This window comes from Pirellulales bacterium, assembly GCA_019694435.1.
GTDB lineage: Bacteria > Planctomycetota > Planctomycetia > Pirellulales > JAEUIK01 > JAIBBZ01.
Genome location: JAIBBZ010000007.1, coordinates 116,215 through 142,468 on the forward strand (window position 1 = coordinate 116,215; position 26,254 = coordinate 142,468).

Consider the following 26,254-nt stretch of genomic DNA (forward strand, 5'->3'; position numbering starts at 1 on the left):
CGTCTCGTTGGGGAAGCCACGCGGGCGGCCGTCAGGTGAGCCGCCCGCGCGCGGCCAGCGGCCAGATCGCTTCGACGCGCCCGCCGCGGACGGCCAGGAAATGGTCGTGCAGCACGGCGGTGAAATCGCTGTAGCCGGGAATGACGTGCAGCCGCTCGCCGAGCGCGAGACCCTGTTCCTGTGGTTCGACGTCGAGCCAACCGTGCTCGGCCGACAATTTCGAGAACCGCAAGCCGGGGCGCCCCTCGACCTCGGGCATGATCAACTCGCCGTTGAGTGCCTTGCGCCCCGCGTCGACGATGGCCCGATCGGGCACCGGCCGGCTGACGACCGTGGTCACCAGTTTGAGCGCGTGGTCGAACCCGGTGACGTTGCAGACGTGGCGATAATAGGCGTCCATCATTACCAGGCCGCCGGCCTGCAATTCGGTGATTCCCGGCAGGTGTGCGGTGATGGCGTACGATCCGGTGCCGCCTGCGGAAACGATGTCGCAACAAAGCCCCGATCGCAGCAAGAGATCGCGCGACGCAATCAAGGGGGCAATGGCCGCCTCGATCTGGCGACGCTTGTCGGCCGGGTCGGGCAGCGCCAGCAGGTGTCCTTCATAGCCCATCAAGCCCACGAGGCGCAGGCCCGGCTGCCGATCGATGGCCTGGGCTAGCTCGAGCGTAGGCTCGCCCGGCGGCACGCCGGCGCGCGCCAGGCCGATGTCGACCTCGATGATCGTGCGCAGCTCGACGCCGGCGGCGCGGGCAGCCTCGCCGGCCGCCGCGATGTGAGCCGGATGGTCGACCGTCAGAATCGGGTCGGCCACGCGACGCAACGCCATGAGCCGGTCGAGCTTGGCCCGGCCAACGAGTTGATTGGCGACGAGCAAATCTTCAATTCCGGCCGCCGCCATGACCTCGGCCTCGGCCAGCTTTGCACACGTCAGACCGATGGCGCCGGCCTCGATCTCGAGCGCGGCAAGCTGCGGGCACTTGTGCCCCTTGGCATGCGGCCGCCAGGCGACTCCGGCCGCAGCGCAATACTCTGCCATCCGGCGAATGTTGGCTTCGAGTCGATCGAGGTCGAGATACAAAGCCGGCGTGTCGACCTCGTCGAGCGCAGTGCCGACCGAGTGTGTTTCGGGCAACACGGTTACCACAACAACCGCCCTCCGTCGATGACCAGCACCGAGCCGGTCATATAGCTCGACGCCTCGCTTGCCAGGTATACGGCCAGAGGACCGATTTCGGCCGGGTCGCCCATGCGGCCCATCGGGATCGTGGCGTCGATCTCGGCATGCAGCTCCGGGCGCTCGCTAAACCACCGGCGGTTGGCATCGGTCAAGAACGGACCAGGCGCGATGGCGTTGACCGTGACGCCGGAGGCCGCCCAATCGGCCGCAACGGCCTTGGTGAACATGGTCAGCGCGGCTTTGGCCGTTTCGTACGAGCGGCCGCGCATCGGCTTGCCCGCCACAAAGGCCGAAATGGAACCGACGTTGATCACCCGTCCCCAGCCGCGCGGCAGCATGGCTCCGCCGATGCGCTTCGTGCAGACGAACGCCTGAGTCAGATTCAGGTCGAGCATCCGCAACCATTCTTCCTCGGGAAACTCCTCCGTCGGGTAATTGATCCGCCGCCCGCCCACGTTGTTGATCAGAATGTCGATCGGGCCCTGCTCGGCCAGCACGCGATCGCAGAACGCCACGGCGCTGGCGGCATCGACGAGTTCGGCCACGACCGCGTGGGCTCGATGCCCGGCGCCGGTCAATTGCTCGGTCGCTGCGGCGAGCGCAGCCGAGTCGCGGCTGGCGAGCACGACTTCTGCGCCGGACTCTGCCAGTGCTTGGGCCATGGCATACCCCAGCCCGCGGCTGGCGCCGGTGATGACGGCCTTGCGACCGGTCAAACGGAATTGATCGAGGACGGCCATGATGTAGTGCCGAACTTACGCCGCGCGACCGTCAACGGCAAGCGACGGCGCGGCGATACCGGCTGATTGCTTGCAGCGGGCTCGTAAGCGTGCCATTTTGTTAGCCGGGTGTGCGTTGCTTGCCCGTCCTTCTGGTCCGATGTCGCTTATGACCCCGGTGCATTGATGCAGCGCGAAACGGCGGCCGTTCAGCCTTTAAACACAACGACGACCGCGGAGGCCGAAGCGCCTTGGCCCGGATCGCGGCAAATGCCGCGGTGGACGGTGGCCGAGCTGATTCCGCCGCCGGTGTTTCGTTGGCGCTATCTGTTCGCCATGCTGGGGCCGGGCCTGCTCATGGGTGGATCGGCCATCGGCGGCGGCGAATGGCTCACCGGGCCGGTGGTCACGGCCAAGTATGGTGGCGCCATGCTCTGGCTGGCGACGCTCAGCATCCTCGGCCAGGTGCTCTACAACTGCGAAATCAGCCGGTACACCCTTTACAGCGGCGAACCGATTTTCACGGGCAAATTTCGCACGTTGCCCGGGCCTTGGTTTTGGCTGCTGATCTACCTGCTGTTGGACTTTGGGTCGTTCTTTCCGTATCTCGCGGCCAGCGCTGCCACGCCCGCGGCGGCGCTCTGGCTGGGACATATGCCGCAGCCCGATGTGGTGCCCAGCGAAAAGCTGTTGCTGCGGGGATTGTCGTACGCCATTTTCCTGCTGGCGATGGTGCCGTTGTTCTTCGGCGGCAAGGTGTACAACTCGCTGAAGGCCATCATGACGTTCAAGATCTTGAGCGTGCTGGGCTTCTTGCTCGTGTTGGCGATCGGCTACTCGACCTTCGACACCTGGCGCGAGATTTTCACCGGCTTTGTCAAATTCGGCACGGTACCCATCCGCTCCGGCGAGGATCGCAATGGCAACGGCGTGCTCGATCCGGGGGAGGATTGGGACCGGGACGGCCGGCTCGACATCGACGAAAAGCCGGCCGGGTCGTCGCCGACGGTCGATTCGGACGGCGACGGCAAGCCGGACGCGTGGAAAGACGTCGACGGCGACGGCAAGCTCGACGGCGAGAATCTCGACAACATCTTTGTGGCGCTCTGGCAAGGACGGCCGTTTCCCGGCATCGATTTCACGCTGATTGCCACGTTTTGCGCGCTGGCCGCAATTGCCGGCAACGGCGGACTGACCAACACCCCGATCAGCAATTTCACCCGCGACCAGGGCTGGGGGATGGGCTATCACGTCGGGGCGATTCCCAGCATGATCGGCGGCCAGAACATCGCGCTGTCGCACGTCGGGGCCGTCTTCATCCCCGGGCCCGAGTCCTTGCCGCGGTGGCGGCGATGGTATCGGCACGTGTTGCGAGATCAGTTGGGTGTCTGGATGCCGGCCTGCTTCATCGGCCTGGCCCTGCCGAGCATGCTCTCGGTGCAGTTCCTGGGGCGCGGCGTCTCGGCCGACAAATGGACTGCCGCCGGGATGACCGCCGCGGGGGTCCGCGATGAGGTGGCCCGGGTGTCAGGGAGTGCCACCGGGCAGCTTTTCTGGTTTCTCACCTTGCTGTGCGGTTTCCTCGTGCTGGCCCCGAGCGTTTCGACGACCGCCGACGGGGTGATTCGCCGTTGGATCGACGTGTTCTGGACGGCCAGTCGGCGGCTGCAAACGCTGGACCCCAAGTACATCCGGCACTTGTACTTCCAAGTACTGGGTGCGTTTACGCTGCTGGGTCTGATTTTGCTGTCACTCGCCACACCCCAGAAGCTCTTGGATTATGCTACGATGATCTACAACTACGCGCTCGGGGTGAGCTGCCTGCACACCCTGGCCGTGAACATGATCCTGCTTCCGCGGCCTTTGCGGCCGGGTTGGGCTGTGCGGATTGGAATGGTCGTATCAGCCATCTTCTTCCTGGCGATGGCGACGGTGACCACTTTGCACAGCCTGCGAGGACCCGGCTGATCGGCCTTTGGTCGGGTCATGCCGAGTAGCGGCCAGGGCCGGCAACCCTGAGCCTAGCGGACGAGAACGAAGCATTGGCCGACCTGTATTACAAGTCGTTTTCGTACCGCGTCTTATCGGCGAGGGTCGACGAGTACTTGGCGATCCGCCATCAGGCCGACCAGCTCTACCGTCGGTATTTCGATCGGTTGCCGACTTACCTGCAATCGACTGCCGACCCTTACCAATGGCTCGAGCTGTACGCGTACGAAGACCCCGGCACCTACCGGATGTGCGTCGAGCGGTTGCAGGCCGATCCGGAGATGGATCGGCTTTGGCGGCGGTTCCGCACGGTGCTGGATCCGACTTATCCCGCCAAGTTTGAAGAGTTTCGTGTAGCGGCCGGCGCCGAACAAACGCAATCGCTCTACGCCCCTTCGTTTGCTGCCGGGCCGGTCGCCGCGCCAGTAGTCGAACCCGTCCGTCCCGAGCCCAGTGGGCCCGCCGCGCCGATCATCATGAGCGCCGCCGTACCCGCGGCGGAAACCGTGGTCGAGCCGCCCGTCGCGGCGCCGATCGCTTTGCCGCCCGCAGCTCCGGAAGCACAACCGCCACAGGCGGACGCGACCAGTTCCGTTGCCGAAGAATCACTCGATGCGTTCAGCGGCGAGAGCGCCGAAATCGAACTGCCCGAGGCCGCCACGGTGGTTGAGTATGGCGAAAGCAGTCTCACGATTGCCGATGTGCCGCCCGACGAACCCACGGTTGCAGAAGCCGCTCCGGCGGAACCTGAATTCGGCTTCGCCGACGAGCCCGCGGCATCATTCGAGCAGCCCGCGCTGGCGGATGAACCGGCGAGTTCGGAGACCTTCGATCTCGACTTCGAAACCGGCGGTACAACGGTCGCCGGCGCGCCCGAGCCCGTCGCCTCAGTCGCCGGCATCGTGCCCGAAGACGACATCGCGGCGGAAAGTGGCGACCTGCCGGAGGACAACGATTTCGGCTCAGGCGACATGCTTGAACTGCCGCCTCTGGATGCTGCCGCGGCCGAGGACGACTTCTCGTTGCCCGAACTGGCTGAGTTCGAAGCCGCGGAGGTCGACGGGCTGGGTGGCCAAACGCCGCAGCCCGAACTCAATGCGATCGACGATTTAAACGCCGTCGATTCGATCGAAGGCAACGACTCGCTATCCAAGGTTCGCCTCTCGACGCCGACGGAGAATATTTCGTCGGAGCCGACCTTGCTGATGCCCGAGCCGCCGCCGGCGCTGCTGCCGTTTCCCCAATCGCTGACGCCGCCGCAGCCGGTCCGCGACGAGGTCTTGCCGCCACCGGTCGAACCGCCCGCCGCGACGACTCCTCCGACCCGCGGTCGTAGCGGCGTGGAGACGCTATACATCCCGACGCAGATTGATTTGCCGCCGTTGGGTGCGTCGCCGTGGGGCCCCAGCGCGAAACAGCACCCCGAGGAACCACGGCCGCCGGTCGTGCCGCCCAAGCTGCCGGCAGCCGGCGCCGAAGGTGTCGGCGGTTTTGAGCCGGTCGAGTGGGACGAAATCTCGTTGGATAGCTTCGGCGGCAGCTTGCCGTCGAATGGTGCCACGCCGGCCAACGGTCGAGCGCACGATGCGCATGCAACCAACGGTGCAGCGGCAGATCATGAGCGAGCTGCCGAACTCGAGCCGATGTCGCTCGATCCGGCCGACGCCGAATTCGAGCTGCCCGACTTCGATCTGCCCAGCGACGACTCGCGCGGCTAGTTGCCCCTTGGAACAGCGCCTGCACCGCGCGGGTCGGGCACGCCTGTCTCGAAGGCCCCTGCCGGTCCTGCTAGGGGAAGAAGGGCGGGATGTCTGCCGTGCGACGTCCTTCGATCATGTCACGCACGTAATCGGCGACGCGCGCCACGATCAATTCGAACAGGACTTGACCCGCCGCCGCGGTTGCCAAGGCGGGGCTGGGGTCGGCTTGATCCGTCCAGATGGCCTTCCGCACGTTCTCCGGAAACTCGGCCAAAGCGACCGATGTCTCGAATTCCTGCGCGTGGCCAGGCAGAATGCCGGTCTGCAAATGCAACCGTGCCTCGTCGTCGCTGATGGTTTCCCAATAAGGGAGAAAGTGCAGATTGATGCCGGCCAGTTGCTGCAACTGGCTCCAGCAGCCGCGCACCGGGGCGTTGTTCCCACCATGGCCGTTGAGCACCAGGATGTGCTCGAACCCGGCACGGTGCATGCTGTCGATCATGTCGGTCAGCACGGCGAGAAACGTGCCGGGACGCAGGCTGAGCGTGCCAGGATGCCGCATGTGATGCTCGCTGATCCCGGCCATTAATCCGCCGGCCACCAAGGTCGAGGGTGCGAGCCGCCGGGCAGCGGCCGCGGCCACGTGTGTAACGCTGCGCCAGTCGTGCTCCATGGCCAGATGTTCGAGATGCTGCTCGATCGCCCCGGTGGGAATGATGCAAGCGCGCAGCTCGCCGCGCTGCATCCGTTCGCGAAATTCGCGGCGCGTCAGTTTGCCGAGGACCACTTCCGGGAGCGCAGCGCTCATATCAATTCGCCTTCCTCACGCAGCATCTTCAAGGTCGCGGCGAACGCGCCGACCGTCTGCTCCAGGTCGGCGTCGGTATGCACGGCCGACGTCGGTCCGCCCGGCCAGGAAAAGATTTCGACGCCGTGAATCAACATGCCCAGTCGCAGCTTGGTCAACAGCTCGGGGCGCGGCCGGGCTTTCAAGACGCGGTAGTCGTAGTGTCCGGCCTCGATTTGTTCGGCCGAGAGCGGCAGCCGCTCGGGGTTGGGCCAGATGTGGAACCCTGAAAACGAGCCGTACACGATCCACGAGGCGCCCTGTTCGCGGATCACTTCGCTCAGCGCCAGGCGCAAGCGGCGGCCGTACTCGTTGGCTCGCGCGCAGGCGTCGGTCGTGGCCACCATTTCGAGCGCGGCAATGCCGGCCGCGGCCGACAGGGGGTTCGCGTTGTAGGTCCCCTGGTGCGGCACCTTTTCGCGTTCCCCCGGCTGATCGGGAAAACTGAGCAAGTCGAGAATGTCGCGGCGACCGCCCACGGCGCCGCCCGGCAGACCGCCGGCCAGGATCTTGGCCAAGGTCGTCAGGTCGGGGCGAATGCCGAAATATTGCTGGGCTCCGCCGGGCGCGCAGCGGAATCCGCTGATCACTTCATCGAAGATCAGCAAGCTGCCGCGATGTGCCGTTTCGTGCCGCAGCGCGTGCAGGAACTCGCCCAAAACCGGCAGCTGCCCCCAGCTCGCGCCGGTCGGTTCGATGATCACGGCGGCGAGGTCGGCATGCTGGTCCATCAGAGAACGCACTGCTTCGAGATCGCCGGGCGGCGCGAGCACGATCTGGTCGGCCACTTCGCGCAGCACGCCGATCGAAGGCCGGCCGTCGAAATGCGAGCCGACGCCGAAGGCCATGTGATCGTGCCAGCCATGAAAATGGCCGGCAAAACGCATGATCTTGTTACGCCCCGTGTAGGCCCGCGCCAGGCGCAGTGCCAGATGCGTGGCCTCGGTGCCCGAGCTGGTGAAGCGCACGCACTCGCAGCTCGGCATCAAGCGGTGCACCCATTCGGCCCAGACGATTTCCTGTTCGTGGCCGGCGCCGTAATGCGTTCCCAGGGGGAGCTGGCGCTCGATGGCCGCGACGATCGTCGGGTGATTGTGCCCGAACAGCAAGGCCCCGTGTCCGCCGGTGTAGTCGACATACTCGCGTCCATCGACGTCCCATTTGCGCGAGCCCGCGGCGCGGGCCACGTAGATCGGATAAGGCTGCAAGAACCGGCTGTCGTGCGTGATGCCGCTGGGCAGTAACTGGCGTGCTTTGGCCGCCAGCTCGGCCGATCGCGGCGTCAGCCGGCGATATTCGGCCACGATCGGGGATTCGACGAGTGTGGCAGGCATAGGGGCGTTGCTCGGTCCGAAAAATATCGAGTGAGGCGACCGTGTGTCGGCCGAATCTACCAGCCGTCAGGCGATCGTGAAACTTGCCGCGCTGTCTGCGGCGATCAATTGCTGATAGTGGCGGCCCAGTGCCTCGGCCGAGAGGGCGATCGTAAAGCACTCCTCGATGCGCCGCCGGGCGGCCGTTCCCTGCTCCTGCCGTCGCGAAGGGCTCGCGAACAATTCGGCCAGGGCCCGGGCCAACCGGCGGGGGTCGTCCGGTTCGATCAGCCAGGCCGAATTCGACTCGGGCGGAAAAATCTCCCGGGTGCCTCCGACGTCGGTGGCGACGATCGCGCAGCCGCAGGCTGCACCTTCTAGCAAGACCCGTCCAAGCGGCTCCTGCCGCGCGGTCGAGGCGAGAACCGTCAACTCGGGCAGAATCTGCGCCACGTCTTCCCGAAGCCCCAGAAAATGCACGCGCGCATCGAGCCCGGCAGCCGCGGCCCGGTCGTGCAGGTCCTGTTCGAATTGGATCGACTCCGCCTTGCGGCTATGGCGCTCGCCGACGATCACCAGGTGCGCGGACGGATCACCCGCTGCCAACTCGGCGAAGGCGTCGAGCAGCACGTCTTGCCCTTTGCGCAGCCCGAGTTGACCGATGTTGCCGACGAGCTTGGCCGATCGCGGCAAGTCGAGTTCCTGATGCAGATAGCCCGTCGCCGGGCCGGGGCGAAACTGCCGTTCGTCAACGCCGTTGTAGAGGACGTGACACCGCGCTGCTTCGATGCCTTGTGCCAGATGAAACTCGCGCGTGGCCGAGGAGACGGCCAGCAGGCGCCGATGTGTGTTCAGGGCGGCTACCGCGGCCCGGCTCAGCCCGACGATATCGCGCAAATGCACGAGACTCGGCCGGCCCGTGCGTTGGACGGGCGCGGCCGCGTGTCGCCCCATGGCCAGACTGTTGGCGTGCACGAGATCGGGGCGTGCCGTGTCCAGAATCGAGGCGATCTCGGCACCGATCGATTCGGGCGTGCGTCGCGGCGCTTCGACGCCAACGCCGGTCAGCGGGTAGACTCGCACGCCTTCCGCGGCGAGCAAGCTGGCAAGCGGCCCCTGCGCGGGCGCCGCAGCGAGGATCTCCCAGCCGGTGGCGCGGAGTGGCGCCAGACAGGCCAACAGCGATCTTTCGGCGCCGTTGAGTGCAGCGAGTTCGAACAGCCACAGCACGCGCGGCATGTGGCCGACCTACAGCAGGCCGTAAGCGGTGAGCGTCTTGTGCAGCTTGGCTTCCTCATCGCGCGACAGCGGCGTCATCGGCATCCTCAACTCGCCAGTGTCGCGGCTGAGCATCTTCATCGCGGCCTTGATCGGAATGGGATTCGTCGACAGGCCGAGCATGTCGCGGCACAGAGGAAAGAGCTTTCTGTGCCAACGCAGGGCCTCGGCGATGTTCCCCTCGTCAAAAGCACGCAGCAGCGCGAGCATGTCGCGAGGCACGATATTGCCGACGACCGAGATCACCCCGCGACCGCCGATCGACAACAGCGGCAGCGTCAGGCTGTCGTCGCCCGAGAGCACCGTGAGATTCGTATTGCCGATGATCTGCGATGCCTGATCCATCGAGCCGGTTGCTTCCTTGACCACGGCGATTCCGGGCAATTCGGCCAGGCGGATGATCGTCTCGGGCTCGATATTTCGCCCTGTCCGGCCGGGGATGTTGTAGACACAGATGGGAATGTCGACCGCCTCGGCCAAGGCGCGGAAGTGTTCGTACAGCCCTTGCTGCGTGGGCTTGTTGTAATAGGGGGCGACGACCAGCGCCGCGTCGGCACCTGCCTTAGCGGCCCATTTGGTCAGCCGCAAGGCTTCGTCCGTGCTGTTGCTGCCGGTGCCTGGCATGACCTTGATGCGGCCGGCGGCCACCTGCACGACCTCGGCGATGACCTCGTCGTGCTCTTCATGGCTCACCGTCGGCGACTCGCCGGTGGTGCCCATCGGGCACAAGAAATTCGTGCCAGCCTGGATCTGGAACTCGACTTGCTCGCGTAGCCGCTGGGCGTCGAAACGGCCTTCTTTGAAGGGTGTCGTCAGTGCGACTCCGAGCCCGGCAAACGCTTCGCCTTTGGTGGTCATATAGGGTATGCCTCTCCGTATGGCCGGTTGCATCCGATCTCTTGTTGGGCAACCTCACTGGCGAGCATCTTAGCGGCTTTTTTGGGGTTCGCGTAGGGTTTGACGAGCCAGGGCACGTCGAGCCGCCCTACGAAATCAAACGTTTCATCTCGCGGACGGCCTCGTTCAGGCCAACCATGATCGCACGGGCGATGATCGAGTGACCGATGTTCAATTCGCAGACGTTGGGCAGTTGGGCCACCGGGCGAACATTGCGGTAGGTCAGCCCGTGGCCGGCATGGAGAGTCAGGCCGGTCTGTTGGACGAGCGCGGCGGCTTCTCGCAGGTGGCCCAATTCGGCAGCCACTTCGCGCGGGGTCTTGGCCTCGGCATAGCGGCCCGTGTGCAACTCGACGGCTTGGACGCCGAGGGCGGCCGAGGCCTCGATCTGGCGCGGATCAGGATCGATGAACAGGCTGACTTCGATCCCCACGTCGCGCAGCCGCGCTGCCGCGGCAGCGACGCGCTGTTTCTGGCCGGCCACGTCGAGTCCGCCTTCGGTGGTCACTTCTTCGCGGCGCTCGGGCACTAGCGTGGCCTGGTGTGGCAGATATCGGCACGCCAGGGCGAGCACTTCTTCGTCACAGGCCAATTCGAGATTCAGCGGCACGGTGGCCGTCTCGCGCACGATGCGCAGGTCCCGTTCCTGGATGTGGCGACGGTCCTCGCGCAGGTGCAGCGTAATCCCGTCGGCGCCGCCCAGCTCGGCCAGCGACGCTGCCCAAACCGGATCGGGCTCATTGGTGCGCCGTGCCTGGCGGACGGTCGCCACGTGATCGATGTTCACACCCAACAGGGCCATGGGCGGGTTGCTCCGAAAAAAGCGGTTGTTCCAAGTTTGCGGCCGACCACGAATGTTTTACCGGGCGCGAAGGTCGCAGGGCAGGCCCGTCGACGGTCCGCGCAAAAACTTGAGCTAAAGTTTTGTAGTCGCGGCGGCGAGGGCCTGACTCGTCTTTTGGCCTGGTCGCCGCCACGAACGGAAGGCTGGTTCGTGCTCGTGCTCGCCGCGTTCGCGGTGTTGTCTGTCGAGCCGGTGCGGACCGCGGAGCCTTTCGCACGGCCGAGGCGGAGCAGTCCAGGGGGCTACTTGACGCACCCGACACGGTTCCGTGCTGCTTGGTTCGCACCCAGACTTTGCATCTACGCCTTTCGAGAGCCTGCGCCATGATCACCTGTCACGACTTAGCCGCCAAGATCGAAGAGATGCAGCCCGGAGCTTTGCCGCGCGATGTGGCGCGGCTGTGCCTGCTGTTGTCCAACTACGTCGACAACCTGGAAAAGCTGACGGAAGATTCGAACCTGGCCAAAGCCTGGCAGGAAATGGGTATCCGGCTGCAGGCGGCTACCGACCAGCACGCCGCGATGACCGAAGAGCTCGAACAGTTGGCCAGCTCGGATCCCGAAAAATTCACCATGGACCAGGTGTGGGTGCTCATTCGAGCGATCAAGGTCCAAAGCCAGGTGCTGCAGCTCTACGTCGGCGAACCCGTGCTCGACGTTTGATCTGGCGCTAGATGCCCAGAACGGCAATCGCCACCGTCATGTAGACGAGCACCCCCATCAGGTCGATTAAGCAGGCGACCGCCGGATTGCTCATCAACGCGGGGTCCAGGCCCAGATAGCGAAAACCGAGCGGCAAGAGCGTGCCGGCGATCGCGCCGAGGAACACGACCAGGAACAGCGCCAATCCAACGACGGCGGCGTCCCAGGCGCTCGGCGCGACAAAATTGGCCACGACAAATCCCAGCAGTCCCAATCCCGCGCCCAGCAGCGCGCCGACGCGCAACTCGCGCAGCACGACCTTCAGCCAGTCGCGCAGATGAACGTCGCCCGTGGCCAGGGCCGTGATGATCAGCGTGGCCGACTGGTTCCCCGTATTGCCGCCGCTGCCATTGATCAGCGGCACGAAGAAAAATAGCCAGGTGACCTTGGCGATGACCTCTTCGTACTGGCTGAGCGCATACGTCGTGATCAGGGCCATGCAGAACAGGGTGGCCAGCCAGGTACCCCGCTTCCAGGTGAGCGAGGCGACCGAGGTTTCGAGGTAACCGAAATCGAGCGGCTCGACGCCGGCGATGCGGTGGGCGTCCTCGGTGGCCTCTTCCCGGACGACGTCGATCACGTCGTCGTGCGTGACGATCCCGACCAGGCGGTTCTCGCGGTCGATCACCGGGATCGCCAGAAAGTCGAACTTGGCCAGTTGCCGCGCCACTTCTTCCTGGTCGTCGGTCACGCGGACCGACACCGCCTCGCGCTGCATGATGTCGGCAATCTTGGTTTGCGGCCTGGCCAAGACTAGCTGGCGCAGCGAAACCAGCCCGCGCAGATGATCGGAGCCGTCGACGACGTAGAGGTAGTAGACGGTTTCCAGCTCTTCGGCCAATTGACGCAGGCGCGCGAGCGCTTCGTCGACGGTCCACTCTTCGGCCAGCCGCGCGAAATCGGTGGTCATCACGGCACCGGCCGTGCCGTCGGGGTAGGAACGCAGGCGCAAGATGTTGCGGCGGTCGTCCGCCGGCAGCAGATCGAGCAACTGTTCGACGACGCCCTCTTCGGTGTGGGCGAGAATGTCGACGCGCTCGTCGGTCGGCATGTGGGCAATCAGCGCGGCCACCTCGTGGCGGTCGGCCGTTTCGAAAATGGCGACCTGCCGTTCCTGATCGAAGTAGCCGAAGATTTCGACCCGTACGTGGGGCTCGGCATGCCGCAAGACTTCCCAGGCCTCGAGCGGGTCGAGGCCCTCCATGAACTCGGCCGTCCGCGCAGGGTGCAACGCCGTACAGAACTCCTGCAGCTCGGCCGTATTGTGCTCGGCGAGCATTTCGCGAAGTTCGGGCAGGTACAGCGTGTTGGTCATGACCGGGCGAGCCAAGCGGCAACGGTGAGCGTCCGTCACCCCGAAGAAAAGCAGCGGGAGTGCGTGGCCCGGAGCAGGGCGCCGCAGCGCAAACGCTGAGTATGCTTGGCCGTGCCAAAACTGTCAAAGCCGTCCGATTTCGCTCGGCGGCTTCACACGGCGGCCGCGGCGATCATCGTCCCCGGACGTGGCGCAAAGATCGCCCGCATGAGATCGGGACGAGCCGCATAGTGCACGCGCAATTGCGTGGCGATGGTCCGCCGGGACACGAGAATCTCGCGCGTCGCGTCCAATCCGGCGCGCGACGCAGGCTCGTGATCGAGGGTCCAGTGACAACAGCGATAGCCGCGCAGCCAGGTCCCGGCCGGCGCGAGCCAGCAGTCGCCGGCCAATTGCGTTTGCACCGGCGCGACGCGGTGTGGGCCCTGCCGGCGCGCCGTCGCCGATAACAACCCCGTGAGCGTGTGATGCCGGTGCTTGGCGTCGATCAGGCTGGAGCATGCATACGCCAGACCGTCACCATCGGCCAGCACGCGGCGACCGTGCCAGGCATGTTGCCGCAAGGCCAACAGCATGCAGGTATTGGCGGCCAATTCGGCTGCATGCTCGTCGACGCGCCCGCAGCCGAGATACACGAGATCGCACTCGCCGGGCAAGGCCTCGTCGCGCAGCGGCGAAAAATCGCGCACCTCGGCACCTTTGCTCTCGAGCATCTCGATGAAGTCTGGCGTGGGACCGTTAAAGGCGTCGTCCCAGGCCACGGCCAGGCGCAGTTTGGGCAGGTTTTCCTTCGCAACGGCGAGCGGCTCGTCGAAGGGCACGGCGCTGGCGGCAAGACGTTCCAGGCGTTCCAAGTCGGTCCACATCGCGAGCTGCGCGGCCACTGCGCGTAATGCCTCGCGCCAGGGCGTGCTGCCAGGCGTGGCATGATCGAGAACCTCGCGGACGCGAGGGTTCGCTTCGAGCCCGCCGACGACCGGCACACCCCAGACGGCTTCGAGCGTCGTCGCCAGGGCACAAAACGCACTGCGGCTGGGCACGTGGTCGAGCAGCACGGCATCCACCGCGCGGGGCCGACGGGGCAGGCGGCAATCGCTCAGGCAACGCGAGTCGAGCACGACCAGTCGCGGCATCTGTAGCCAATCGGCCAACTGGTTCAGGTCGCTTGGCACCTCGGAACGAGCACCGTAGGTGCCTTCGACGAGTGCGATTTCCTTGCCGTGGCACCCCAGCAGAAACAGCTCGCGACAGGTGCCGGCCGACATGGTCCAACTGTCCAGTTGCCGAGATTGCAATCCGGCGGCGGCACGCGCCGCACGGTCGCCGGCGGGGCGGTCATCGCCCCGGAAGAGCTGCACCTGGCGCCGGGTGGGAAGGTGGGACGACCGCGACAGCAGGTCGGCCAAGGCCCAAGTGATGTAACGCGTCGCCGCAGGCTCGACGGTTCCCATGACACCTTCGCCAAAGGCCCCTATAGCCAGCCGCGGTATCTTGCTCATGGGCGGAGTGCACCTTGTGGCTTGCTGACCCCGGCTGGATGGGCCCCGGTTTGAGTGACCCCGCTTGGAGTCTGGCCTCCCATCGAGGACGCACGATAAAGGTTGCAGGCAAGCTCAGCGCGGCGACGTGCGTCCGCTGGCCATTGTTCGACCGTCCCAAGGGCCGGTCAAGCGGGGCCGTGCGGCGGCAGGAAAGCGAAAAATAGCCCAAAAAAACACCTGCCCGGCCGATGACAGCGTCGGCCGGGCAGGCTCCCTTTGTCGAATCCGCGGGTGGAAACGATTGTCGCGGCTAGTGCTTCAGCACGACGAACCGGTTTCCCTGGCTGGTGCGGACCAGCAGCAGCACGCCGTCGGCGGTTGCCTCCGACTTCACCAGCGCCATGAACTCCTCGACGCTCGACACCGGCTTCTTCCCGACGCGCAGAACGGCCATGCCCGGTCGCAGACCGGTTTCGGCTGCCGCGCTCGCCGGGTCGACTTCGGTAATCACCACGCCCTTGGTGTTGGGCAAGTCGAGTTGTTGAGCGACCTCGGGCGAAAGGTTTTCGACCGTGATGCCCAACTCATCCGCGCGGCCAGGGGCATGTTCTTCGTCCGGCGCCGCCGATTCCTCTTCGACGCTACCGCGACCGAACTGCTTGGGCAGCGCCTTGACGACCACCTCCACGGTCTGGTGATTGCCGTTGCGCAACAACTCGAGCTTCTGCGTCGAGTCGATCGGCGAGCTTTCCACGAATTCTTGCAATTCGCTCGGCTTGCTCACCGGGTGGCCGGCAAACGTCAATACGACGTCGCCTTCCTGGACCCCGGCTTCGGCCGCCGGCGTGTCGGGAAACACTTGGGCGACCACGACGCCATGGCCGCGATCGACGCCCAGTTGTTCGGCCAGCTCGGTGGTCAATTCGCCGATGCCGATGCCCAGGTAGGCGCGTTCAACCGTGCCCTTGTCGATCAGTTGGCGTGCGACGCGTTTGGCCAGGTTCACGGGAATCGCGAAGCCGACGCCCATGTTCCCGCCGCTGCTGCTGGCAATCGCCGTGTTGATGCCGATGACCTCGCCGTCGAGGTTGACCAGCGGACCGCCGGAATTGCCCGGATTGATGGCGGCGTCGGTCTGCAGAAACCGGGTGCGTTCGATCGAGCCCAGCTCACGGCCCTGCCCGCTGATGATCCCTGCGCTGACCGTTTGTTCAAGCTCGAACGGATTGCCGATGGCGATCACCCAGTCGCCGGTGAACAGCTTGTCCGAGTCACCGAGCTTGGCGACGGGCAGCGATCCCTCGGCCTGAATACGGATGATGGCCAGATCGGTGCGCGGATCGGTGCGCACGTCCGTGGCCTTGAACTCGCGGCCATCGGCGAGATGCACGAGCAGCTCGTCAGCGCCTTCGACGACGTGATTGTTAGTCAGAATGAGGCCGCTGGCGTCGATGATCACGCCCGAGCCGACGCCGGCGCGTGGCGGAGTTTGCATCCCGTCCCCGAACCGATCGTTGAAGAAATCTTCGAACGGCGTGCCTTTGAACGGGTTCTCGCGCTCTGCGCGATTGACGCGTTTGGCCTTGGTTTTCGATTCGATCTTCACGACCGAAGGCGTGGCCAGCTTGGCCGCGTCGCGAAACGCTTGAGACAGTGCCCGGGCATGTTGCCGGGCGGTCTCCGGGTCGATTTCTTGTGCACGCACCGTGGGCGGTGCGAACGCGGGGGTGGCCAGCAGGACGGCCAGCGCCGCGTAAGTCGCCGCGCGTCGCGCGCGGTTTGCAAGTCGATCAGTCATCTCAACCTCCTTTGTCTACACACTTGTGCGGCCGCTGAATTCATGGCCGCGACGAGGAAATGGGGGCGGATTCAATGTTCCGAACTACGCAGCCCGCCCAAGTGCGGTTCTATGGGGGTAGTTTCCAGGCAGGGTGAACGTCTTGCCAAGGGCGATTGAGAATCTTGCGCCGCGAGGCCCATGGCCCCGGCGTGCGGAACCGTCCGCGTTGACAAAACCTGCTGTGGCAGCTAGGGTTGCGCTCAACAGGCTTTCTCTCGAACGCGTTGGCCGACGCCACCGTCGACCGGCGCAACCCCGCATGAATCAACGCGAAGAATCGACAACCGCCGCCGACCCGCTGGAAAGCTGCGAGCAGCGCATCGGCTACGTGTTCCGCAACCGTACGCTGTTGCGCGCTGCGCTGACGCACGCCTCGGGAGCCCAGCACCGGTTGGCGTCGAACGAGCGGCTCGAGTTCCTCGGCGACGCAATTCTCGGGGCGATCGTCTGCGAGTTCTTGTACCGGCAATACCCCGACTATCTCGAAGGAGATCTGACCCGGGTCAAGTCGGTCGTGGTCAGCCGCCAGACGTGCGCCAAGATCAGCCAGCATTTGGGCATGGCCGAATTCTTGATCCTGGGCAAGGGCATGACAACGCACCCCAGCGTGCCGCCCTCGCTGCTGGCCGACGTCTTTGAGTCACTCGTGGCGGCGGTGTATCTCGACGGCGGGGAAGCTGCGGTTCGCGAGTTCTTGCTGCGTCATGTCGGTCCGGAGATCGAGGCCGCGGCCGGCGGCGATCACGGCGGCAACTACAAGTCGCTGTTGCAGCAAATTGCCCAGCGCGAGTACGGAACGACGCCCACCTACTCGCTCCTCGACGAGAAGGGCCCCGACCACAGCAAGTGCTTCAAGGTATCGGCCCAGATCGGGCGAAATCGCTATCATCCGGCCTGGGGCCGGAACAAGAAGGAAGCCGAACAGCGCGCCGCGCGCAACGCGCTCAGCGAGCTGAGCGGCGAACCGGTCCCCTTTCCCGGCGACTGAGCAGGCGGTTTTCAGAAAGCGAGGTCAAGGATGACGACGCTCAGCGAAACGCAACACCGCTACGAGGCGCCCCACCGGACAGCCAGGCAGGATGTCTCCTGGTCGAAGCTCTATGCGGCCCGCCGCGCCGCGGCCGATCGGTTCGGGGCCAATATCTTCGCGCTCCCCATCGTTCGCCGGGTGCTCGACGTGGTGCAAGCTGGCTGCAATCCGCGCACGCGGATGCTTGAGATCGGCGCGGGCGACCGCGGACTGGTCCAGAAACTGGCCAGCCGTGGAATCAGCGTGCAGTACGAGTCGCTCGACATCGATACGGCCCTGCCGCACGATTATCGCGAGCTGGCCGATGTGCCCGGGCCATACGAGCGGATCGTGGCCCTGGAAGTGGTCGAGCATTTGTCGCTCGACGAGCTGCGGCCCTGGCTGGCGCGCGTGGCCGAGTTGCTCGCTCCCGGGGGGCAGTTGGTGCTGAGCACGCCGAATACGTTCTACCCGCCCGCCTACTTGCGCGATGCGACCCATCGCACGCCGTTGTGTTACGACGAGCTGGCGTCGCTCGTGACGCTGGCAGGGCTCGAACCAGTGCGGATCGTGAGAATCTATCACGACCCCGTGCATCGCAAGCTCGCGCGGCGGTATCTGTTTGGCTGGCTGTTCCGGCTGCTGGGCATCGACTTTGCCCGGCAAATCATGCTCGTCGCCGAGAAGCCGGGCAGTCCCCAACCGGCCGAGATTGCGCCGGCCTGAGCAGCTACGGCGACTCGCTCGATACCGTAGCCGCTTCCCCGGGGTTAGATTGTCGGAGAGATCTAGCCCGCGGCCCCGTTTGGCCGCTCAATCTTGAACGACGGGAGGGTGGTTATGCGCTGGTTTCGGAACGCGCTGGTGGCCGTGGCTCTGATCGCGTCGGTGCCGTTGGTGGGGTTCGCCCAGGACGGCCCAGGCGGGCCACGCCGCGGGGGCGGCGACCGTGGGTTTGGCGGGCCGCGATTCGGGGGGCCGGTCATGCTGTTGATGCAGGAGTCCGTGCGAAAAGAGCTGAACCTGGCCCAGGAACAGCTCGACAAGCTCACCGAACTCTTGGACGAACAGCGCGAGGCCTTCGAGGAATCGCGCGAGCTGAGTCAGGAAGAACGCCGGGCGGCATTCGAGGACATGCGGAAAAAAACGAACGACATGCTCGCTCAGTTGCTGTCGGGCGACCAGCTCAAGCGGATCAAGCAAATCGGTTGGCAACAGCAAGGCCCGCAGGCCTTCAGCGACCCCGAAGTTGCCCAGGCGCTCGCGCTGACAGACGAGCAACAGCAGAAGATCGCCGAAATCGAAGAGGAGTCACGCGCCGCGATGCGGAAGCTCTTTGAAGGTGGCGGAGAAGGCAACCGCGAAGGCATGCGCGCTAAGGCCGAAGAGCTACGCAAGCAAACCGGTGAGCGGTTGCTGGCGGTGCTCACCGAACCGCAGCAAGAATCGTGGAAGTCGCTGGTCGGCGAGCCGTTCAAGGGCGAGATGCGCCGGCCGGGATTCGGTGGCGGTCAAGGATTTGGGCGCCCGGGTGGCCGTGCCCGTCGAAACAACAGCGACAATTGAAACCGGCGGGGCCGTTGAATTCGGCGGTACCGCGTTCGCTCAACGCTACGGGCCGGCTCTCGCATCCGCGCGAGAGCCGGCCCGGTTGCATTCACTTCGATTGCGTGCCCGGGTCATTGATCCGCGGGCTTCAGCTCTCCGCAATCGGCAATCACGATCTTGGCACGCGTGGCACCCGAGCGCGACCCCAGGCCTTCGATCTTCTTCACGACGTCCAGGCCTTCGACCACGCTGCCGAAAACGACGTGCTTGCCGTCGAGCCAGGGGGTGGCGATGGTGCAGAGGAAGAACTGCGAACCGTTCGTATTGGGACCGGCATTGGCCATGCTCAATACGCCGGGTCCGGTGTGTTTGAGGGTGAAGTTTTCATCGGCGAACTTGGCGCCGTAGATCGACTTGCCGCCGGTGCCGTCGCCGCGGGTAAAGTCGCCGCCCTGACACATGAATTCGGGAATCACGCGGTGAAAGGCGCTGCCCTTGAAGCCAAAGCCTTTTTCACCGGTGCACAGGGCCCGGAAGTTTTCGGCCGTCTTCGGCACGACGTCGGAACGGAGTTCCATCACGATCCGGCCCAACGGTTGACCATCTGCCGTAATGTCGAAATAGCAGCGGGGTAGCATGGGATCCTTCGCGGCAAGTGGGGAATTGGCCTGAAGCATCGTGGCCACGACCGACGCCACGAGCACCCAACGAAAAAGATTCATCGCGCACTGTCTCCTTACGGGTTCGCGGGATTTGGGTGCGGTTATCGTAGCAATTGTGCCACGGCACCACTACTGCCCGGCGCGGTCGCCCAGACGGCATCCGGCGCGTGAAGTAACTGCTTGGCGCAGCAACAAACACGGCCAAGGCGTTGGGCCTTGGCCGTGTCGAGCGAACAGTTGCGGGGACAGGATTCGAACCTGCGACCTCGAGGTTATGAGCCTCGCGAGCTACCGGACTGCTCCACCCCGCGTCATGTTAGAACCTTATTGTACTCGATCGGTGACCAACGTCGAGGGCCATGAACAGGAAATTCCATGGCCGCCTGCCGGCGCTGCTGGCAGGCATTACATGTCATACGGCCCCTTGTGCTCGAGGCCGCTCATCCGCAGATAGACCGAAAGGATCGCTCGGTGATGAACCAAGTGATTGAGCACCCACGTGCGCAAGCACTCGCCCTTCGAGACAGTGAACAGCGTCTGACCAGCCACCTTCAACGACCACGGTTCGGCCATCACGGCATCCGTGGCTTGGGCAATCCCCGCGCGGGCTTTGGCCGCATTGACGTCGAACGCCGCGAGGATTTCCTCGACCGTAGTCAGCGACGGAACCTGATACTTCGGGCCGCCGACCGGCTCCGCGTCGAATTCGGGCTGTTCCAGAATCATCGGCGTCCAGCCGAGGCAGCTGACAATGTGGTTGGCGTTCCAGCCGAGCGTATGCAAACCATCATGCACGCAGTGGTCGAACCGATCCGTCGGCAGGCAGGAAAGAATGCGCCGGGTACGCGGCATCTCGAGATCGAATTCGGGCAGGATTACTTCGGAGATGGTCATGGCACGCTGCTTACTGATGGGAGCCGCTGGGGATTACAACACAAGGTGTAACCTAACGCCCGGACGGCCCATCGTCATCGGGTGCGCCCGGGTGCTGCCCGCAGGCGGCTGGTACGCCCCCCTGCGGCTAGCGGCGTGCGGTCCTGCTTGGCCCCCTCGTGCCTGACCGATACGATTCCACCAACAGGACTCTGCGCGGGCCGCCGCAGGGGATGGAGCAGGCCCTGTTGGCACGTTTCTTGAGCCAGCATTAGGGTGTGGCTTTGCGCGCCGAGTCGCAATCGGGTGCAAGGCCGTTTGGCGCGCAGGTGTCGACTTTGCCGGTGGCGCGACCGGCGGTTGGAGCGGCCAGATGGCGAGTGCATCGCCGAACGACGCATTAGGCGGGCGAGCCCCCGTACCCCAGGCGACCGTGCGCCCAGCGAATGTCGGGGGGCTAGCCGCGCCGACGGGCAATGCGCACGGGGCCAGTCCGCACCGACGGAGCGGGGAGTCGTCCGAGGACCTGACGACGGTTGCCGTGCGCCAGGCGCCACCTTGGCTGATCAGCATGGTGGTCCACATGCTGGTGTTGATTGCCGCCGGCCTGTGGATGATGTTTCCGCCGCATCGGCCGGCTGAGGTCAAGCTCGAAGTCGTCGCGGACCGGCAAGGCGAACAACTCGACGACGATTCGGCCCAAGGGCTCGGCGACGAAACCGCGCCGGAAGAGATCATTGCCCTGTCGCCGCTGCCGGAGGTCGACGATCCGTTCTCCGCGCCGCCCAATCTCGATGTCAGCATCGACGGGATGTACGCATCGAGCGACATCGGTGCGCCGGCCATCGGCAACGCGCTCGACGGACGCCAGGCCGGCAGCAAAGAGGTGCTTCTCAAGGCTTACGGCGGCACGGGCCGTAGCGAGGGCGCGGTCGGCGCGGCGCTCAAATGGCTGGCGAAGCAGCAGCGCGACAATGGCACCTGGAGCCTGAAGGGGCCCTACGAGGACGGGGGCGGCTTCGAGAACGTCGCCGCCGCGACTGCCATGGCCATGTTGGCCTTTCAAGGCGCAGGGCACACGCACGTCAAAGACGGCAGCTACCGCCGGGTGATGGCCAAGGCCGTCGAAGCGCTGATCGCGATGCAGGACGATCGTGGCAGCTTCTTCGAGCAGAGCGATGCACCCCAGAACAACCGCTTTTACACCCAAGGACAGGCGACGATCGCGATCTGCGAACTCTACGCCATGACGCAAGAATCACAGTTGCGGCTCGTGGCAGAGCGCGCCGTCCGCTATCTGCTCACCAATCAGGACCCCGGCAAAGGCGGCTGGCGCTATCTGCCCGGGCAGGACAGCGATCTCTCCGTCACCGGCTGGGTCGTGATGGCCCTGCAAAGTGCCCGGATGGGCGGCATCGAAGTCCCCTCGGATGCGCTTCTCAAGGTCGAGGACTTTCTCAACTCGGTCTCCAAGGAGAAAGGCAGCCGATACAGCTATACACCCGGCGGCACGCCGAGCGAGGTGATGACGGCCGAGGGTCTGTTGTGCCGGCAGTACCTCGGTTGGGATCGGAGCGACGAACGGCTGCAACGCGGCGTCGAATTTCTGCTGTTGCCTGAAAACCTGCCCTCCTGGAAAGAACGCAACGTTTACTACTGGTATTACGCCACGCAGGTGCTGCATCACATGGAGGGCGACGCCTGGCAGGACTGGAATCCCGTGATGCGCGACTTGCTAGTCGACAAGCAGATGCAGAACGGCCCCGAGGCCGGCTCCTGGCATCCCACGCAGCCTGAGGCCGACCGCTGGGGATATCAAGGCGGGCGCCTCTATACGACCTGCTTGTCGACCTACATTCTCGAGGTGTACTACCGCCACTTGCCGATCTACTCGACCGCCGTGGGGCGACCGCAGTAGCGCGGGTACTGGACGCTGGCAGGCAATTTGCCGCCAGCGATTACTTCGCAGGCGGCGCGTCGTGCTTCGGCTTCAGCTTCAGGGCGGCCGAGTTCATGCAGAACCGCATGCCGGTCGGCTGGGGGCCGTCGTCGAAGACGTGGCCCAAGTGCGCGTCGCAGCGGCTGCACAACACCTCGGTGCGCGTCATGAAAAAACTGCGATCGGACTTGGTCGCCACGGCCGCGCCGTCGACCGGTTGCCAGAAGCTGGGCCACCCCGTGCCCGAGTCGAACTTGGCCTCGGAGCTGAACAGCGGCTGCCCGCAGCAGACGCAGGTGTAGACGCCGGGCGTCTTTTCATTCCAGTAGTCGCCGGTAAAGGCCCGTTCGGTGCCCTTGCGCCGCGTGACGTGGTATTGTTCGGGCGTCAGCTCGGCCCGCCACTGCGCATCGCTCTTGGAAACACGGTCGGGCATGTTTTCCGCGGTCGGTGGCATGGTCTTCTCTCCTGAAGGTCCAATGGAGGCGTTGTTTGCGGTCGGAGGAGTGGTCGCTTGACCCCAAAAAGCGAACAGGGTCAACCCGGCGGCGATGGCGAGAATTACAATACGCATCGTTCGTCCGTGGGGGAAATTGTTGCCGGTGAGGTTTGCATGACAAGCGTTCGATGCAGGGTTGCCCAGCCCGGTTACACCCCCGGCGAACGCAGCCGGCGTGGTCCGGCGGCCGGAATGCCGCAAGTGAGGCCGACCGGCAATTCGCGCGTGGCCCGATGGGCCCTGATCCTGGCGGTGCTGCCGTTGAGCCAGGGCACGCTCGCCCCGGCCGCAACGGCCTCGCTGAGCACGATGTCGTTCAACGTCCGCTATGCGGCCGATATTGATGGCCTGTTCGGCACGAATGGCTGGTACAACGGGCAAGCGCCGCGCAAGGATCGGGCCGTCCAGGTGATTCGCAACTTCCTGCCCGACGTGCTTGGCGTGCAGGAGCCGTATGTCTGGCAGATCACCGATCTGCAAACGGGGCTGCCGGAGTACGACTTTTACGGCGTGGGGCGGAACGACGGCGTCGAGGACGGCGAATATGCCGGCATCTTTTTTCGCCACGAGCGTTTCACGCTGCTCGACTCGGGTTCGTTCTGGCTGAGCGCGACGCCCGAGGTGCCAGGCACCTCGTTTCTTGTCGGCGGCGTGCCGCGAATCGCCTCGTGGGTCAAGCTGCGCGATGCGACCACGGGCCAGTCGTATTTCATCCTCAACACGCACTGGGACAATGCCAGCTCATCGGCCCGCAATCAATCGGCCGCGCTGATTCGCGATCGGATTCCGGGCCTGGCGGGCGAGCTGCCGGTGCTAGTGCTGGGCGATTTCAACACGACGCAAGCGACGACGGCCTACAACGAGATCCGGGGCTTGAATGCGCCGGCCGAGTTTCAGTTGTACGATAGCTACCGCGACGTGTTTCCCACGACCGGATCCCAAGAGCGGACGTTCCACGACTTTCAAGGCGGTACGTCGGGCAGCCGGATCGACTTTATCCTGCATTCCGACGATTTCACCGCGACGAGCGCGTCGATCATCCGCACGAGTTTCAACGGCAAATGGCCGTCGGACCATTACCCGGTGACGGCCACCTTCGACGTGGTCGTGGTGCCGGAGCCCGGTGGACTAGTGCTGGCCGCGGCCGGCGCGGTGCTCGTGGCCTTGTTCCTGAGGCGGCGCTGAATTCGCCAGGCGGCCGTACGCCACCGGCGCCGCTTCAAGCCGGATCAGTCGGTCTGACATTCCCCTAGGATCTTGCGATACGCCTGCCGGGCCACGTCGAACGCGGCACCGGCCGCATCGCGTTCCGTGTCGCGAATCTTGTCGACCTTGGCCTTCCAGCACACGTCAACACCGTCCAGGCACCACTGGGCGCTGCGGCGGCTGGCGCGGATCGGCCGGCCATCGACCTCGACAAAAATCGGATTGGTATGCGACGAGGGAAACACGCGGACTGCGACCCAACTCGATTGGGTGGGCCGGTAGTCGAACTCGAGGTCTTGCACGCTGCCGTCGGCCTCGATCTCGCGCGTTTCGACCGACGTACCGTTGACGATCAATTCGACCGGCACCTTGCGCGTCGTCCCGACGCGCGCCCGTTCGACGTGCCAGTAGGGCTGTTGGCTGAGCGGCTTCTTGCGGATGTCTTCGCGGGGCTCAGTGGCCAACTGCGCGGCCGAGCGCACCTTGACCTTCAGCGGCTCTCCCGACTTGACTCCCAGCACGCTAGGCCGGCCCTCGACGCCGGGCTCTCCGACGCCGAGTCCGTTGACCTGGAAGTCGAACAAGTGGCTCAGGCCGTCGCAGCAATAGCTGCGCCCGTCGCGCAGCCCGTGCACCCAGGCGTCGTAATCCAGCGGCCCGCCTTCGGGCAGCTTGACGTAGGCGCGCCCTAGCCCCACGCGTTCGCCGTAGATGCAGGGAAAATCGGTCTCGCCGCTGATCCGCGTGGTGTAGCCGCAGTTGAGCGTGTGATACCAGATGCTGAGTTCCCAGACGATCGGCGTGTCGACCGCCGAGATGAAGTCGCAGGCCCCGTGCACGACGTCGATGACAAACTCGTTGGCGCCGATGCCGTCGAAGGGAGGCATCTCAAAGCTGGGCAGTTTGTCGTCGTCGACCGACAGTCCCCAGCCGCTGTGCGAGAAACCGACCACTCCGCCTTGCTTCTGTCCCCATTGCAAGACGGGCAAGTCCCAACTGGGCCACTCTTCGATCCTCGACGTGCCGGGGTAATCGTCCTCGGTCAGCCGTAACAGGCAAAGATGTCCGCAGTGCGAGCTCGGAAAGCCCGAGACCTCGACGTCGTACCGCATCAAGTAGCGATCGGTCGAGAGCCGGTGCACCTTGCCTTCGAAGAACTGCTTCTGGTAGTACCAACATGGCCCCCAGGAGAGTACGCAACCCACGTTCAGGTCTTCGCCGACGATGTGCCGCATCATGTCGATCGGCTGCACGCCTTCGGTCGGCGATTCGTAGTGCGCACAACCTGCCGCGTGAACATGATGGTCGCCCGAGCGCCAGCCGTAGTCGGCCAGCTTGATCCAGCGCTTCAGCCGAAAGGTCTCCTTGTGCGACACCGTGTCGGGCACGTCGACCTGGCGTTTTTCGATCAAATATTCGGGGCCGCGCGAGAACGTGAATTCGTATTTACCCGGCGGCAGCGCGACCGACTCGCCGCTGGCGCGATAGATCTGCTGATGGAAGAAGAAGTCGGGGGCCATGCGCCGCGTCATGGCCGGGTAGATCCGCCCCTGGGCGTCGCGGATCACGAACTGCCCGGTCGTAGGCGTACCGTCGTCATCGATCACGTCGAGCACCACCTCGACGGCTGGAGTGCATTGAAACAACACGTTGATCTCGTTGCGGAACCCGAGATCCTGGGTCCCCTGCCCCACGTCGAAGGCCAGCTTTGCCTCGCGCCGGCCGACGTCGCGGCTGTACAGTTCGAGGATGCGGTATTCGAGTTTCAGGCCTGAGAGCGTCTTGTTGAGCGGCTGCTTGTCCGTCATCGAGATTTCGAGCCACCGATCGGCCGCGTCTTGCGGCGTGACGGTAACCTGCGGCTCCGCTTCGCCGGTCGATCGCTGGTGCAGCTTGGCAGCGTTGGGGCTCGTGCAGCGCAGCTCGGCCGTAACGCCGGCCTCGTTGTTGACTTTGATCAGGAACACGCGCCAGCCGTTTTGCATCAGGTCGGCGGCGGCCTCGCCCCGGGCCACTTTTACGCGGCTTTCGGGGTTTACGTTGACGCCAGCCAGGCACAGCGGATCGAGCACGGCCTGCACGCCGGCGACAGCCTCGGGCGAATCGACGGCCGCCAGGGCCTTGTCGAGCGCGGCCTGTTGTTCGGCCGACAGCGGCGCGCCTGCCAGTTCGAGGGCCTGGGCGACGCGTTTGATCTGCGCGGACAGCGGTTGCCATTCCACCCCGGTTACCAGCGGCAGCGGGTCGGCAGACGCCGATGCAGTCAGCAGCCCCAGGCACAACGACGCAGCGCAGAATTGTTTGAGCCTACCCATGATCAAATCTTCCAGGTGCGCGGGCAGAATGTGGGCGCCTGTTCAGGCGCGATCACGACCCCAACAACTTGGCAGCCCGCCAGAGGCGAAGCAAGTGGC

Annotated in this window: 22 protein-coding genes and 1 tRNA gene; 8 read left to right on the plus strand and 15 right to left on the minus strand. The window is 65.0% G+C overall.

The window, feature by feature from the left end; genetic code table 11:
* Nucleotides 1-31: 31 nt before the first annotated feature.
* Together K1X74_08320 and K1X74_08325 are read right to left on the minus strand one after the other, a co-directional pair.
* Nucleotides 32-1,147, minus strand: coding sequence for a DSD1 family PLP-dependent enzyme (locus tag K1X74_08320; protein ID MBX7166342.1), 1,116 nt, complete (start codon nucleotides 1,145-1,147; stop codon nucleotides 32-34).
* Nucleotides 1,141-1,920 (minus strand): SDR family oxidoreductase, encoded by a 780-nt coding sequence (locus K1X74_08325; GenBank protein ID MBX7166343.1) that lies wholly within the window; start codon nucleotides 1,918-1,920, stop codon nucleotides 1,141-1,143. Before K1X74_08325 ends, K1X74_08320 begins: the two co-directional genes overlap by 7 nt.
* Nucleotides 1,921-2,169: 249 nt before the next feature.
* On the opposite strand from K1X74_08325, the gene K1X74_08330 reads away from it, so the two are divergent.
* Both K1X74_08330 and K1X74_08335 read left to right on the plus strand, forming a co-directional pair.
* The gene (locus K1X74_08330; GenBank protein ID MBX7166344.1) at nucleotides 2,170-3,867 is read left to right on the plus strand and encodes an Nramp family divalent metal transporter; all 1,698 of its coding nucleotides are present in this window, start codon (nucleotides 2,170-2,172) and stop codon (nucleotides 3,865-3,867) included.
* 74 nt (nucleotides 3,868-3,941) lie between these two features.
* Complete coding sequence (locus tag K1X74_08335; GenBank protein MBX7166345.1) at nucleotides 3,942-5,606, plus strand: hypothetical protein; 1,665 nt, start codon at nucleotides 3,942-3,944, stop codon at nucleotides 5,604-5,606.
* A 70-nt stretch (nucleotides 5,607-5,676) separates the two neighbouring features.
* On the opposite strand, the gene K1X74_08340 is transcribed toward K1X74_08335, so the two are convergent.
* From K1X74_08340 to K1X74_08360, 5 genes are all read right to left on the minus strand, one after another.
* The gene (locus K1X74_08340; GenBank protein ID MBX7166346.1) at nucleotides 5,677-6,396 is read right to left on the minus strand and encodes a creatininase family protein; all 720 of its coding nucleotides are present in this window, start codon (nucleotides 6,394-6,396) and stop codon (nucleotides 5,677-5,679) included.
* Entirely contained in the window at nucleotides 6,393-7,769 is a 1,377-nt protein-coding gene (locus tag K1X74_08345; GenBank protein ID MBX7166347.1) for an aminotransferase class III-fold pyridoxal phosphate-dependent enzyme, read from the minus strand. The genes K1X74_08340 and K1X74_08345 overlap by 4 nt, the downstream gene beginning before the upstream one ends.
* Nucleotides 7,770-7,835: 66 nt before the next feature.
* Complete coding sequence (locus K1X74_08350) at nucleotides 7,836-8,987, minus strand: glycosyltransferase family 4 protein (protein ID MBX7166348.1); 1,152 nt, start codon at nucleotides 8,985-8,987, stop codon at nucleotides 7,836-7,838.
* A gap of 9 nt (nucleotides 8,988-8,996) precedes the next feature.
* Nucleotides 8,997-9,884: a 4-hydroxy-tetrahydrodipicolinate synthase gene (dapA, locus tag K1X74_08355; protein ID MBX7166349.1), complete on the minus strand. Its 888-nt coding sequence runs from the start codon at nucleotides 9,882-9,884 to the stop codon at nucleotides 8,997-8,999.
* A gap of 127 nt (nucleotides 9,885-10,011) precedes the next feature.
* Nucleotides 10,012-10,725, minus strand: coding sequence for a pyridoxine 5'-phosphate synthase (locus K1X74_08360; GenBank protein ID MBX7166350.1), 714 nt, complete (start codon nucleotides 10,723-10,725; stop codon nucleotides 10,012-10,014).
* A gap of 368 nt (nucleotides 10,726-11,093) precedes the next feature.
* On the opposite strand from K1X74_08360, the gene K1X74_08365 reads away from it, so the two are divergent.
* Nucleotides 11,094-11,429 carry a hypothetical protein gene (locus K1X74_08365; GenBank protein ID MBX7166351.1) on the plus strand — a complete coding sequence of 112 codons (336 nt, stop codon included), beginning with the start codon at nucleotides 11,094-11,096 and terminating at the stop codon, nucleotides 11,427-11,429.
* 7 nt (nucleotides 11,430-11,436) lie between these two features.
* Here the strand turns inward: K1X74_08365 and mgtE are convergent, their stop codons facing one another.
* From mgtE to K1X74_08380, 3 genes are all read right to left on the minus strand, one after another.
* Complete coding sequence (gene mgtE / locus K1X74_08370) at nucleotides 11,437-12,783, minus strand: magnesium transporter (GenBank protein MBX7166352.1); 1,347 nt, start codon at nucleotides 12,781-12,783, stop codon at nucleotides 11,437-11,439.
* Between the two features lie 152 nt (nucleotides 12,784-12,935).
* Nucleotides 12,936-14,282 carry a hypothetical protein gene (locus K1X74_08375; protein MBX7166353.1) on the minus strand — a complete coding sequence of 449 codons (1,347 nt, stop codon included), beginning with the start codon at nucleotides 14,280-14,282 and terminating at the stop codon, nucleotides 12,936-12,938.
* 292 nt (nucleotides 14,283-14,574) lie between these two features.
* On the minus strand, nucleotides 14,575-16,062 hold the full coding sequence (locus tag K1X74_08380; GenBank protein ID MBX7166354.1) for a Do family serine endopeptidase: 1,488 nt from the start codon (nucleotides 16,060-16,062) through the stop codon (nucleotides 14,575-14,577).
* A gap of 301 nt (nucleotides 16,063-16,363) precedes the next feature.
* Between K1X74_08380 and rnc the strand changes: the two genes are divergently transcribed.
* The 3 genes from rnc to K1X74_08395 all read left to right on the plus strand — a co-directional run bounded on the left by rnc (nucleotide 16,364) and on the right by K1X74_08395 (nucleotide 18,679).
* Nucleotides 16,364-17,092: a ribonuclease III gene (rnc, locus tag K1X74_08385; GenBank protein MBX7166355.1), complete on the plus strand. Its 729-nt coding sequence runs from the start codon at nucleotides 16,364-16,366 to the stop codon at nucleotides 17,090-17,092.
* A gap of 30 nt (nucleotides 17,093-17,122) precedes the next feature.
* The gene (locus K1X74_08390) at nucleotides 17,123-17,839 is read left to right on the plus strand and encodes a methyltransferase domain-containing protein (protein ID MBX7166356.1); all 717 of its coding nucleotides are present in this window, start codon (nucleotides 17,123-17,125) and stop codon (nucleotides 17,837-17,839) included.
* A gap of 114 nt (nucleotides 17,840-17,953) precedes the next feature.
* Entirely contained in the window at nucleotides 17,954-18,679 is a 726-nt protein-coding gene (locus tag K1X74_08395; GenBank protein ID MBX7166357.1) for a hypothetical protein, read from the plus strand.
* Between the two features lie 113 nt (nucleotides 18,680-18,792).
* Here the strand turns inward: K1X74_08395 and K1X74_08400 are convergent, their stop codons facing one another.
* The 3 genes from K1X74_08400 to K1X74_08410 form a co-directional block, all read right to left on the minus strand.
* Nucleotides 18,793-19,383, minus strand: a complete 591-nt coding sequence (locus K1X74_08400) for a peptidylprolyl isomerase (protein MBX7166358.1) — start codon at nucleotides 19,381-19,383, stop codon at nucleotides 18,793-18,795.
* A gap of 177 nt (nucleotides 19,384-19,560) precedes the next feature.
* Nucleotides 19,561-19,634: transfer RNA gene (locus tag K1X74_08405), tRNA-Met, on the minus strand.
* A 94-nt stretch (nucleotides 19,635-19,728) separates the two neighbouring features.
* Nucleotides 19,729-20,217, minus strand: coding sequence for a DinB family protein (locus tag K1X74_08410; protein ID MBX7166359.1), 489 nt, complete (start codon nucleotides 20,215-20,217; stop codon nucleotides 19,729-19,731).
* 520 nt (nucleotides 20,218-20,737) lie between these two features.
* On the opposite strand from K1X74_08410, the gene K1X74_08415 reads away from it, so the two are divergent.
* Nucleotides 20,738-22,114: a terpene cyclase/mutase family protein gene (locus K1X74_08415; protein ID MBX7166360.1), complete on the plus strand. Its 1,377-nt coding sequence runs from the start codon at nucleotides 20,738-20,740 to the stop codon at nucleotides 22,112-22,114.
* Between the two features lie 40 nt (nucleotides 22,115-22,154).
* Here K1X74_08415 and msrB read toward each other — a convergent pair whose 3' ends face one another.
* A complete protein-coding gene (msrB, locus tag K1X74_08420) occupies nucleotides 22,155-22,592 on the minus strand; it encodes a peptide-methionine (R)-S-oxide reductase MsrB (protein MBX7166361.1) in 438 nt (145 codons plus the stop codon).
* Between the two features lie 234 nt (nucleotides 22,593-22,826).
* Between msrB and K1X74_08425 the strand changes: the two genes are divergently transcribed.
* Nucleotides 22,827-23,819 carry an endonuclease/exonuclease/phosphatase family protein gene (locus K1X74_08425; GenBank protein MBX7166362.1) on the plus strand — a complete coding sequence of 331 codons (993 nt, stop codon included), beginning with the start codon at nucleotides 22,827-22,829 and terminating at the stop codon, nucleotides 23,817-23,819.
* 44 nt (nucleotides 23,820-23,863) lie between these two features.
* On the opposite strand, the gene K1X74_08430 is transcribed toward K1X74_08425, so the two are convergent.
* Complete coding sequence (locus K1X74_08430) at nucleotides 23,864-26,155, minus strand: CehA/McbA family metallohydrolase (protein MBX7166363.1); 2,292 nt, start codon at nucleotides 26,153-26,155, stop codon at nucleotides 23,864-23,866.
* Nucleotides 26,156-26,254 lie beyond the last annotated feature (99 nt).